Source organism: Enterobacter sp. ZOR0014 (assembly GCF_000798855.1).
Lineage (GTDB): Bacteria > Pseudomonadota > Gammaproteobacteria > Enterobacterales > Enterobacteriaceae > Enterobacter > Enterobacter kobei.
Window position 1 is genome coordinate 1 of the sequence record NZ_JTLF01000389.1, and the last position, 11,962, is coordinate 11,962.

General features: G+C 43.9%; 11 protein-coding genes and 2 pseudogenes. 8 read left to right on the forward strand and 5 right to left on the reverse strand.

All coding sequences use genetic code 11. From position 1 onward, the window contains the following. The first annotated feature begins 254 nt into the window (after nucleotides 1-254). Together L977_RS21860 and L977_RS21865 are read left to right on the forward strand one after the other, a co-directional pair. On the forward strand, nucleotides 255-710 hold the full coding sequence (locus L977_RS21860; protein WP_045134278.1) for a hypothetical protein: 456 nt from the start codon (nucleotides 255-257) through the stop codon (nucleotides 708-710). A gap of 379 nt (nucleotides 711-1,089) precedes the next feature. After that, nucleotides 1,090-1,761 carry a hypothetical protein gene (locus L977_RS21865; protein ID WP_045134279.1) on the forward strand — a complete coding sequence of 224 codons (672 nt, stop codon included), beginning with the start codon at nucleotides 1,090-1,092 and terminating at the stop codon, nucleotides 1,759-1,761. 145 nt (nucleotides 1,762-1,906) lie between these two features. On the opposite strand, the gene L977_RS21870 is transcribed toward L977_RS21865, so the two are convergent. Both L977_RS21870 and L977_RS21875 read right to left on the reverse strand, forming a co-directional pair. After that, nucleotides 1,907-3,634, reverse strand: a complete 1,728-nt coding sequence (locus tag L977_RS21870) for a UvrD-helicase domain-containing protein (RefSeq protein WP_045134280.1) — start codon at nucleotides 3,632-3,634, stop codon at nucleotides 1,907-1,909. Continuing rightward, a complete protein-coding gene (locus tag L977_RS21875; protein ID WP_045134281.1) occupies nucleotides 3,631-5,505 on the reverse strand; it encodes an ATP-dependent nuclease in 1,875 nt (624 codons plus the stop codon). Before L977_RS21875 ends, L977_RS21870 begins: the two co-directional genes overlap by 4 nt. 453 nt (nucleotides 5,506-5,958) lie before the next feature. Between L977_RS21875 and L977_RS21880 the strand changes: the two genes are divergently transcribed. From L977_RS21880 to L977_RS23385, 6 genes and pseudogenes are all read left to right on the forward strand, one after another. Then, nucleotides 5,959-6,495 (forward strand): hypothetical protein, encoded by a 537-nt coding sequence (locus L977_RS21880; protein ID WP_047626921.1) that lies wholly within the window; start codon nucleotides 5,959-5,961, stop codon nucleotides 6,493-6,495. A 37-nt stretch (nucleotides 6,496-6,532) separates the two neighbouring features. Continuing rightward, nucleotides 6,533-7,378: a 3D domain-containing protein gene (locus L977_RS21885; RefSeq protein ID WP_231563668.1), complete on the forward strand. Its 846-nt coding sequence runs from the start codon at nucleotides 6,533-6,535 to the stop codon at nucleotides 7,376-7,378. A 607-nt stretch (nucleotides 7,379-7,985) separates the two neighbouring features. Next, a pseudogene (locus L977_RS25315) lies at nucleotides 7,986-8,330 on the forward strand (type II toxin-antitoxin system HigB family toxin). Next, on the forward strand, nucleotides 8,309-8,710 hold the full coding sequence (locus L977_RS21890; protein ID WP_047626922.1) for a helix-turn-helix domain-containing protein: 402 nt from the start codon (nucleotides 8,309-8,311) through the stop codon (nucleotides 8,708-8,710). Before L977_RS25315 ends, L977_RS21890 begins: the two are co-directional and overlap by 22 nt. Before the next feature lie 132 nt (nucleotides 8,711-8,842). Beyond that, on the forward strand, nucleotides 8,843-9,433 hold the full coding sequence (locus L977_RS21895; protein ID WP_047626923.1) for a hypothetical protein: 591 nt from the start codon (nucleotides 8,843-8,845) through the stop codon (nucleotides 9,431-9,433). 168 nt (nucleotides 9,434-9,601) lie between these two features. After that, nucleotides 9,602-10,075, forward strand: a complete 474-nt coding sequence (locus L977_RS23385; RefSeq protein ID WP_052192668.1) for a GNAT family N-acetyltransferase — start codon at nucleotides 9,602-9,604, stop codon at nucleotides 10,073-10,075. Between the two features lie 201 nt (nucleotides 10,076-10,276). Here L977_RS23385 and L977_RS21905 read toward each other — a convergent pair whose 3' ends face one another. The 3 genes and pseudogenes from L977_RS21905 to L977_RS24830 all read right to left on the reverse strand — a co-directional run. Beyond that, entirely contained in the window at nucleotides 10,277-10,657 is a 381-nt protein-coding gene (locus L977_RS21905; RefSeq protein ID WP_231563671.1) for an Imm10 family immunity protein, read from the reverse strand. A gap of 255 nt (nucleotides 10,658-10,912) precedes the next feature. Further along, nucleotides 10,913-11,458: an SMI1/KNR4 family protein gene (locus tag L977_RS21910; RefSeq protein ID WP_032628746.1), complete on the reverse strand. Its 546-nt coding sequence runs from the start codon at nucleotides 11,456-11,458 to the stop codon at nucleotides 10,913-10,915. A gap of 298 nt (nucleotides 11,459-11,756) precedes the next feature. Next, nucleotides 11,757-11,962 (reverse strand): annotated as a pseudogene (locus L977_RS24830) (SMI1/KNR4 family protein); the annotation flags it as partial.

The window sequence follows — 11,962 nt, forward strand, 5'->3', positions numbered from 1 at the left end:
GAACATCTACGGTTCGTGTCGCGGTGGGGGTTGTTTGGTTTTTGGTTTTGTAGGCCGGGTAAGGCGTAGCCGCCACCCGGCAATGCCCTTCTGGAAGCCGCCTCGCAAACCTGCAAGCAACCTTATGTAATTCAGGTATATCGCTTTTCTTCCCTTCTTCGCGGTTTTAAAGTGCCTGCGTTGCGGCACATCCGTAACCGGGCGTAGGAACCCGTTAGCATAACATGACTTATTTTGGATAATGAGGATGCTAAATGGCTACTATCCCTGAAGTTTCTTACGCGTTCTGTGAAGAAAGCGCAGTTCATCACCTTATCAATACTTCAATTTCCGATTCTGCGGATCTCTTTGAATTGGTCGATGCCTGTACCGCTTATGTCAGCGTGCTGGTGGACACTGACGATGCGGTGACATTTGCCACACTCTGTAAGCGATTGCTGGCTGCGTTGAAACGGCTGCGTGAATGCTGCGATGCCGAATTGCCTTCGTATCTGGTTGAGCAGTTGATTGCAGGAGAAAAGATTACCTCCTGCGTGCCGGACTGCTGGCAGGAAACGACTCTGCAAGTGGACTATGCCGTGGCGTTAACGCTGGCGGTGATGGGTGGGACGTTGCCTTCGAGCTTGGAGAAAGAACTCACCGGGCTACTGCATGATATGGTCTGGCTGCTGGCGGAGTTTGTGAAGGAGCCTTATATAACGGCGCACTGAGGCAGGTGATGGGGCCAGGGTTCTGCTGGATAAGATGCAGGATTTCGGCCTTATGCAAAATACAACGGTGTAGTTGAATGTCTGTTAAGAGCGAATTGCGGACATTGGACTTTCCAAACTTACAAGGTAATCTAATTTGCAAGGTTATGGCGGGATAAATGGACAGAATTGGCAGATTTTACAGGAGTTATGCATCAAGGAATAATTTCCGTGTGCCGCAGCCAATACCGCGCTTTGAGCCGGTTTTGAAATTCAGTTGTACTCTCGACCTTCTGTAAGTCCTTCCGCTTCTAAGCCAAATGGAGACTTTAGTTTATCTTGATAAACCCCGCCAATTAGTTTGAAAATGGTGCAATTTCTCAACACAGGGTTTACCCAGATGGCTATGTCACCACCTCCTATTTTTGAAGGCGACGACTATTACAGCGTCTCTGAAGAATTTTTTAGCAAATTACCAGCTGATCTAAGAGCGCCTTTTGAACAAATAATGAAGAAAGGGGCGGAGATTATTGGCGGTTGCAATAAAGAGATTGAAAGTCTGATTAGACTTATAAAGGTAATACCTACTACAACAAGCCTTAGTTACATTTATCGTCGGCTTCGTACGACCAAGTTTGAAATCACCACTGAATCGATGATGGAACAGGAGATGTTAACAACCGCTTTTGTGGTCAGCTACGCACGTTTGTTCGCCAAAAGCAATGGCACTTGCGTTCTCCAGCGGAATGATCTCCCTGCCCACCTACGGGCTGTTCATGATGAGCTGTATAAAATTCGCAACGAACGTTATGCCCATAACGGAGGTCATAAATCGATTGATACTCTAGTAGGGTTTGCGTTCAGCGGCACACAATTTTATATACAGGCGCAAATGAGTTTAGGGCTCCATATAGGTGGAAGAAACGAGTGGGAAGACCTAATCAAATTCATCGACGCTTCAATGCACGAACGGCTTTATAAAATACTTGCGCGTTTGAAGGAGCAAACGGGCTACGAGTGGTTATTTCCAGACGGCCCGACACCAAGTTGGGTGGGCGATTACGGCGATTGAATAAGTCGTGCAAATTGATCACTATCATTGGACTTCAAAGCCCTCAGTCCATAGGTGCGCTTTTAAACCTCTTTTACGAAACACCGGAACCGGGCCATTTGCCCGGTCCAGAGCGGCAGAGCTAAATTTTTCTCTTTAATTTTGTTCAGGCAGGATCAATGACGGCAAGTGTGATCCATTCCTGAAAACCGGCTTTAATGAGATCTTCTTTTAATTCTTTAAGGCATGATTGTGGTACAGCCAGCCAGAACAAGTTCTTGGCCCGAGTTATTGCGACATACCCGATACGTCCTTCTTCATCACCTGTACCTGAAAGTAGTGCTTTGATATTAGATTTCTTAGCCACATACATAACCGCACCGATAGACTCCCCTTTAACCTGATGAACCGTCTCGACTCTTAGCCCGTGTCCTTGAGCCGAAACTGCACTGGTTAGTGTCTGATCTGGTAATAATTTCTTAGTGAGTTTAGTACCTACATTGCCAGCAACTTTATATCCGTAGTGCTTTTCAATCTCTGCGAGAAGCACTTTAACATTCGTTAATAGCTTGGAGTGCCAGTCGGTCTTAGCCACAAGCGCAGACGAAGGGAGTCCCAAATCAGCGTTGCGACTGAAACACCATAGTAATCGCTTTAGTCCCTTCATCTCAGCATCATGTGATACCCCCTGAAGTTTAGAACTGAGGCCATGGGGTATATCCTCCAATAAGCTGAGAATAGCCCGGCAGACCAAGTTAAAGCATCCATGGTAGTTACTATGCTGATCCCTTAACAACGATGCTTCTGCTAACACCTTGACTAAACCTTGTCCTGGAGGGGCAGTCCTACCCGCAATTACTGCGGCTCTATCTGCTCCCCGGCAGAGGAGCACAGCATCCTGATGTTGCATGCCTAACTCATCAATACGGGCCTTGAATGCATCAATTAATTTGGGAAGTTCCGAATCCTTGTATCCAATAAAATAAGCTCCACCTTGTTCCCCCTGGCGGTATGGTTCGTCTTGGCGGCCACTAAGAATGTTGGCGATATTTATGATTGGAGGCAGGGAACGATAATTGCGAGTAAGCTTGTAGCCGGTCACCTCTGCACGCTCCTCGTAGCTATTCAGGAACTCACCGTCAGCACCAGCGAAGCCGTAAATCCCCTGATTGACATCCCCGATAAGCGTAACCTGAACCCCTGCAGCAATGAGTAGCTTTAAGATTTCCTCATGCAGTGTTCCCAAATCCTGAGACTCATCGACAAGTATTTGCGGGTAGCGGGCTGCCAACGCCCTCAATACTGCAGGTTGAGAATCCAGGGTCCTATACACCCAGTACCGACCTATCTCATGAGTGTAAGCACCTAAACGTCCAAGGTCATGAATGATCTTTAAAACCTTACCTTTATCAAGAATTTCAAGGTCATTTCTTACATCGGAATAAAAGACAAAGTCCCCATCCAGTATGCATATTTTTATGTCTTTTAATGGCAAAGGGGGGTGACCTTCGCACCAATATTTAAACCTGGCAAGAAAAGGCTCCGAACCTGACACCAAGTATGCAGCCTGAGGTGCGGCCATAGTCCTGTAAGCATGGGGACGTAAAATATGTTTGGTAAAAAACCCGTCAAGTGTATCGACTTCCACCCTTCGACGATTAGCATCGTCTGGTAGGCCAGCAGCGAGTTCCGCATATCCTGTATTGAAGGTATTGACAGCAACATTGGAGAAAGACAACAGCACAACGCGGCCACGACTGTTTTGCATTTTCTGCCGAATGGCGATCAGGCGCCTAATGGCTGTAGCTGTCTTCCCGCTTCCTGCGCACGCAGTGACCGCAATTGGCCCTAACGGTGCTTCTATGATATCTATCTGTTCCTTTGATAGTTTCAAGGCTTGACCACTCCCTGACAGACGTGCTGAATAGCTTTTTTGAGATACTCAGGGACTTCAAAACCATTTTCTTTCGACATCTGTTCTGCTAATGCCTGGGCGAATCGACCTTTCTGAATATTGCCGTTGCCTTTTCGCTCAAACATTCCGCAGAACAACGCTTTGGTTTTTGCGGTATTGTCTGGCTGTGCATCAACTATATTACGTAGAGCTTTAGAGATTTTTGGATGCGGGTCGGCTAATGCAGTAAGCATTGGGTCGCGGTTCGCCTCAATGAGTGCCAGATCATATTCAAGGGTCTTCAATCCATGAAAAACCTTCACGAAATCATCCTCCAGACTCTTCATCTTGATGGTATTTGCCGATAACCGCACCTGATCTCCCAACGCTGGGTACACCTCTTTCCTTTTAACTTTTTTCTTTTTCTCAGCATTGCCAGCAGGCTCTTCATCATCAGGAGCATCTGTTTCTTCCTGGTAGGCAGCCTCAGAAAGTAAGTCATCAATTTCCTCTTCAGCCTGTTCACCCTCTGCCACGGCTTCAACTTCTTCTTCTTCAAATGGATCTGCATCGGTTACTACAGCGACGGGGATTCGCAGCCCCTGCTCTCCAAAAAGCGGGAGGAAGGAGTCAAAATTAAGTCCCTCAACGCTAATGAGACTGACCCCATATCCCTTGAGATCAAAGTTCATCTTCTTAGCAAGCGCGTCAATCAACATGAGTTCTGCTGCGCCCTCAACAAAAATCACCCGGCGTGCAAAAAATAGTTCAGCCCTTGTTACGTCCAGATATCGCTCTAACTTTTCACGTTTTCCCTTTTCAAATTTAATATCACGTGGAAAGAAGGTCTCAACGCCAGCTTCGTTTTCGATCAAGCATACAAGAGAGTCCAGCTTTGAATTACTGGCAAAATTTGGGGAATGGCTGGTGACAAATAGTTGTACAGGCTTTTCGCCTTCACCCGTTGGAATCCCTGCAAGGTACTGCAGCAATACGCGCTGCAGTTGGGGATGCAAATGCGCTTCAGGTTCCTCAATAATCAAACTCCTGAAAGCAGAATCAGTATTTTTAGCCAATTCACTAAGTACTACCGCCATGAAGATCAGATTATTGAAGCCCAATCCATTCTTCTCAATCTCCATGGCTTCAGCCGTCAGGGTCAGTCGGGAAGAGAGGCGCTGAAAATCAGTCACGCTGAGCCCGACGGCAAGCTCCTGCGCTAGCTGAGCACCCATCATGGAATCATGTCTGGTTGATATCGCTTTATGGGTACTCTGAATGGATTTGTCTTGTTTAAGTGTTTCGTCAAGTTGCTTTAAAGCCGTATTTATTGTGTCACGACCTGCATCATCGGTGAGCAAATGAAGTAATCGAGCCAGCTGGCTGTTACGGTTAGGACGAAGGCCCTGCGCGGCATCGCGGAGAGGCTGGAGATAGACCCCCCGAAGGTTCTCCATCATATCTGAGGTAAGCGAAATTTCTGGGTGATCACCGCACCAACGCCGGACTTTGAATCGTCCTGTCTTATCCATATCGGTATACTGGACATGGATATGCGCCTCCATTGTCTTGTCCCCATTTGGCTTGAGGGCAGCAATAAAGTCCGCTTCATCTTCAAGGCTAAGATCTCGGAAGACAAAATGGAAACTTATATCACCAGTTGGGTCGCCCTCATGCGGACGGTGTCTATCAGAACCATCGAGGCGAGGATAATTCTCATCATGACCTGCAAGAAGCGTCCGGAGTGCATCGATTGCTGCACTTTTCCCTACGTTGTTTGGGCCTACCAGAACATTTAAACCGGGTTGAAATTTCAGCGTGGCTTCACGCAGTTTGCGAAAATTCTTTATCGTGAGCTCTGCAAGATACATAAAGATCCCTATCCTATATTGCTGTTCTAATTAATAAATAACGCGAAGCGTGAAATCATTCCAGCTTGAATAACGAGCATATTACAAGCCAAATTCTGATATTTGAGTTGCTGCCATCTTATCACCACAGGCATTAGTGAATAAGCACGTATCCATTGACCTGCGTCCAATTTTTGACAGAAAATTTCTATAGAAAGATCCGCTTCTGGCACTGAGCGGACGAGTTTACTGGGTTGAAGGTCCGCTGTGAGCGAGAAGCGGACCTTTGACCAATGAGATGGTTACCGAAGTCTTGCTACCCAAACTTGCTTAAGCACATTATTCTACAATAATTAAAGATGGAAGTATTTAGTGATGTAGATGTACCAAAATTTATCATATAGATTTTTTTTAAGAGTGATAAGACAGCAATGAGTTACAATTAAAAATACAGTGTTACAGGGATTATTTCAAATGAAACATTATTCCTATCTAATTTTTTTTCTATTTTTCCTCAATGGATGTTTCTATAAGCGCGTACCTGTCCCTGATACTATTTCATTAGTGAATTATCCCAAGCAGTTAAAGGATGCTAATGACCAAAATAAAAAAGAGTATGCCGCCGCATGGGAGGATTTTATTTTAGCTAGTAACCGATGCCGGTTGATTCATAATAATTATGAAATAGGATATAAAAATGCTGAGCAGGCTAAGTTAATTCTCGGTGGAGTTGGTGGCGTAGCTGGTCTGACTGCAGCGGTTCTTGCGACTTCAGGAAGTGCTGTTGTTGTTGGAGCCATTGCCGCTGGAGTTTCAGGGTTAACAAGCATGACATTAGGAAATGCAGAAAAAGGCCCATTGGGTACAAGCTATTATTTATCTCAAAAGGAAGGTATTGCGAGGCAAATACAGCAAGCGTCAGTAGAAGCGCTGAATTCAGAAGATCCTAAGAAAATTTATGGCATAGCATCAAGGTTGGCTGCATCTTGTTTATCATTTGAAATAAAATAACTTACTCCTATTTATTAAATCAACCCTAGGAGGGGATATGAGTGTATTATCAGCACGGCATATGAAAGTTTATGTTTTTTTCTTGTTATCTTTAAATAGTATATCATTTTTATTAAGCGCGAATAGTGAATTAACTTCGAAAAAAAATGCTATGACGTTTGAACCTATAAACGATAAGGATGGCCGTTATGTGTTTGATTTGCCAAGGCCTACAAATTCACAGATTGAAGGTACTATACGTGTTGCGGCCACGCGTTACTACGACCAAATCGTACCACCTAGCATTGCAGAAGATAGTATTCCATATCGTGATATGAAAGGTAACCCTGTAAGTGATCGCGTGAGTCCTTATTACTGGTGTCTCGGTGCAATTGAAGGATCTATTTCTACAACTTTTAATGGTAAACCTGTGATTCTTAATTACCATGATTTCAAACGTGAGAGTAAGTATCATGTTCGGTGCACAGATTACATTGTAAATGGAAGTAGAGATATAGATGGGGATACGAGGTATAAAATTACGAATGCTAAGTACGGAAAAGGTGTGAATGACTGGTTCTTAGTTCCTTACAGGACAATTGCCACTGACCCATTATATATTAAGCATGGGGAGGTTATTTACATAGAGAAAGCCAGGGGCCAGAATATTACTTTGCCCTCTGGTAAGGTGGTAAAGCACGATGGATATTTCTTCGCTGGTGATCGAGGAGCTAGAGACGTAGTAAAAGGGAAGCTGATAGATGTATTCTGTGGGTTTGATTCTAAATGTTTGAGCAAACAAGTAACGATTAGTACGAAAGACGATTTGCGTTTAATTGATGCGAAGGTGATTAATGATCAAAACATAAAGAATAGATTCAAACAATACCATTTGAAAGAGTGATTTGTCGAGTTTCAAAACCATTTTGTGTAAATATTTTTTCTCAGTAGCGACCAGTTAGGTGGTCACGGAACTCGATAATAAAAGGACTCATTGCCAACCTCCTGTCCAAATAGGCTGTACCTTCAGTCCCGAACGGAACAGATTGCCCCTCTGAACACGAATATAATGCCATGCCCATGAATAATCGACTTCTCACATGATAAAAGAAGCCCTTCATAAAAAATTCAATGGTATTACGGAGTTTTTGATGGGCTGGATGGCAGATAACAATACCATTTTTAGTTGTAAGGAAGGCGATAGTGGTGAATATGAAGTATGCATCCCCAATAAAATGGTACCTACCACAATCATAGTGGAGAAGTCTCTATGAATCGCACAACTAATTACATTTTATCTGTTCCCCGTTGAATGCCCGGATGCTATTAGCAACGTCTGCTTTTGGCACAAAGCGGACGTATCTTACACAATCACCCCATACAATGTTCGCACTCATTTAATGAGCGCCGTTATCAAGAGCATATGAAAACTGCAGTTCATGACCATTTCCACGTTCTCAACCCGCCAACCATCGCCTATAGTGGTTCCAATCTGGAAACATGGGGCAAGGATGCTCGCAGTCTCAAGAGCGCCTTTCGACACAGCGACCAGACAATTTCCCAATCAAGCACTCGCTCTGGACGATCTTTACCGAATATAAAAAAGGACCACTCCCCGTCACCAAACGACATGCGAAAGCTCTTACCTAGCCTGGCTGGATGAAATCTCAGGAAAAATGGTGGCCATTGATGTGGGTGGCGTACATTTTAGAATATTGTTTTTTGCTGATTTTGAGAGGGGATAGATCTTCATCAAACACATCAGCACACACGCAGAGTATGACAAGCTCACGGATCTCTACCGGAGAACGAAAGAAAGAATTATGCAGCAGCCATCAAAGCGGCAAATGATCTGACAAACGAGCTCCCTTTCCTGGGATCAAGCCCGTCGCGACAAGATAATGAGGATGCGCTGACACTTGTGGAGTATCTAATTGAGCATGACCCCGATAGCCCGCTGGTAGAATTGCTCACCGCCAAAATCGATAAATACAAAAACGAGTTTGCGGAGTTTGCAGAATTTAACGCGCGCTTTGCCAGCATTTCATCTGGAGTTGCACTGCTGAGAACGCTGATGGATCAGTACCAACTCACTCAGAGCGACTTTGAGAATGAGATTGGCAAGAAGTCTTTGGTGAGTCGGATCCTCAACGGACAGCGCACGTTAACGCTGGATCATATGCGCGCGCTGGCGAAGCGTTTTGGATTGCCAGTGAGTGCGTTTGTGGGGAATTGAGCGAAAGCAGGTTAAGGTGACAGGGAATTAATGATGACATCGTAACGCTTTCCCCACTCCCTTTTCCTGGTAATTGTCTACGGCACACCATCTGTTACTCTGGCTGAACTCAAGGAATGACAAGGATAAGAGATGCTGAACCCAGGATTCGTTACCCGCAAAGCGCTTGCTAACTGGCAGGATGTTCCCGCTTTTCTCCCCCAGTTCCAGTTTCATGAAAAACACCAAACGGTCATCCACACTTCCCACCCTGAAAATATTCTGCCGTTGATTGCAAACTTTGACATCCGTCAGGATGCCGTGATTCGGCGGTTAATGTCTTTGCGGCAAATACCGAAAAAATTATTACGGAATAAACAGGCCGGGTCGATGAGCAACTTTGGGTTGCACAGTTTTACCCTTTTGACCCAATCAGCGTCAGAGATCTGTTACGGGTTAAGAGGACAATTCTGGCGTACAGATTTCAACCTTGAAAACATGCCAGATGCCAGCGCTTTTCAGACGCCAGTCGCTGCGGGTAAAGCAAAGCTGCTGCTGCGCTATCAGGTAACGGAACGCGCACCAGGCCAACATGAGCTCTCCACGGAAACCTTTGTTTATTGTCCCGACAGAAGCACTCAGCTAAAAATGACAGCTTACTGGCTGGTCATTCGGGCAGGCAGCGGCTGGATCCGTAAAAGAACGCTGAAGGCAGTTAAGTCGAATATTGAAGGGCTGGAGTGAGATGCTAACGAAAACGTTACAGCGTTAATCAGCAACGCTAATGCCATTTGGTCTCAAACCGCCAGCTGATTGTAAATAACCTTCTTATACGTTGAGCTCATCACAGATGGCATGTATCGTTTGCGCCTTAAGCCAATTGTGTACAATACGTTATGGAAGATACTGATAATGGATTTTAGATTTAGATTAATTACAGCAGAAGATCGCCCTTTTATGGTGCAGATGCTTTATGAGGCAACGATAGCCTCTGAACAAACATTTGACATAGATAATATTGAAAATTTTCCCCATTCATATGCATATATAGAAAATTTCCCTGAGGCGGGCGAGGTGGGTATTATTGCGGAATTCACAGACGGAACTCCAGCAGGGGCTGCCTGGCTCAGGAATTTCCCCGAAGGGGACAAACCTGGGATTTCGGGTCCTGAGTTAACGATTGCTATTGCTCCGTCATATCGCCGACAACACCTGGCTAAACGTATAATGGCGCAACTTTATCAGGCAGCCAATGCGTTAAATATTAAAACGCTGAAGCTGGGTGTTTATCAAAAAAATGTGCCTGCCCTTGCGTTTTATAAAAACGATGGCTGGGAGCCAGATGTTATCTTTGGCGATTACGTGATGATGAAGCGCGCTATTTAATCGGCGCTTATTAAAAAGAATTCCGTCGAGGTAATGCCCACTGTCGAGCACGACCCCGACATTAACGCTGGAGCATATGCGCGAGCTGGCGAAGCGTTTTTGCGTGCCGGTGAATGCGTTTATGGGAATTGATGAGGGTGATATTTTTCTATATTAAGAAAAAAGTGAAGCAGCCAAGCTAGCGATATCGAGGCTAAAACCTTACGGTAATTGTAGCGGCACATCACTGCCTTCAAACACTTCCTTCAAACACTTTCCAAGCGATTTAGAATCTTTTGCAGCAGGAATGACCACGTGATATTCGCTGATGCCAATTTTTTTTGCAGCATCATCATTAAGCACGATCACAAGTTTGTCATCTGTGAGTTGTACGGAACGAATAGAGTCTGTTAACTCATATTCCGTTGACTCACTCTGGAATCCAATGCATTCGTTAACGGATAATTCATCTTCATCGAATCGTCCGATAATGATAAAATTTTTTGGATCATGGCTGTCATCCCCTATTCCGATGGTGAGAACATCATTTTCTTCAGCGCAGTTAATACACGTTGCAACAAGATTTTTAATTATACTCATCATTTATCCTTATCATGAATCGTTTTACTCCTGGCAGATTTTTACCGAAAACCTGAAATTCATTAATATAGTTGGTATCGTAAGAGCAACCGAAAATTGCATCCGCACAAATATTTTTAATATTGCTCTTTTAAAAGGCAAATTATATATTTCCAGCATAGCGAAGCGGCTGTTGCTGCTGTAATATTTACTACACCAGCTACGCCCACCTTACATCAATGGATGGGCTTCGTCAGGATCACCGCAAGTACTCCTTTATTAAAAATCAAGATCGACGTTAATCACACCTGATGTTTCTATTTTATCATCCTGAACAGTAAGCATATCAACAAACTCATCGAAGGAGTTTGCTATTTTTGTCAGACCGGAAATCACGGCTGAATCATTGAATATTGGATCAGACTCGTGATCCCAAAACCAAATCTCTCCCGACATACCTCCCTTGAGACAAAGACAAATTTGATTATCACCAGACGAGGCTCCTATCGGTAACCATTGATCGCGAAAATCATTCCAGTATGTATCAGCCATTTCAAAGACAGTATATTCTTTACCCGATTCTGCAAGACCGTATAAAGACTCAAGCGTATCAGTTCCTTGCTCATCAGACCATGGAGATGGTTGTAACGCTTTGAAAACAACATTTACATCAAAAAGAACAGAAACGCCAAAATGAAGTAAATAGGCACGATAAGTTTCAGGAATTGGCCCTGTGGATGCTTCTAATGTATTTAAAGTCTTTTTCAGTTCATCTAATGGTAATTGTGTCGATTTCGCTCCAAAGCGCTCTAATTTATTCAACAATGTTCTTTCCTCCATATATCTGATTCGTAGCCAACAGGGGCACATTGGCATGAAGATCTCTCGGCAGAAGAATTATGTTATTCGCAATCAGATGATTGTGGAGTGTGCATCTTTTCCCTTAACAAATTCTGAGCCCCTTTCTGTGTAATGCCTTTTTCCTATGCAATGGCATTATTACCAATGGTAAAATACAAGCATACCTGACATTCTTTTTATTACTGTTTATCTATTTACTAACATCTAAATGTAAAAAAAATAAGCCATGATCATATTCTGATTATGGCTTTATTTTGAAATATCATAAATCAACAGTTACATTCATTCCTGCATCAAGAGATGTCTCACAAATTTTCTTGTAAAATCCCGTAAAGCTATTAGTAATTTTATAGATATTGCCGCACTCATTTTGCTCAGCGATCTCAAACTCTTGGATATCATCCTCAGCATGTAGATGTGTTCTGTCCCAATAATACACACCTTGGCTTTCACTGCCATTTAATATAA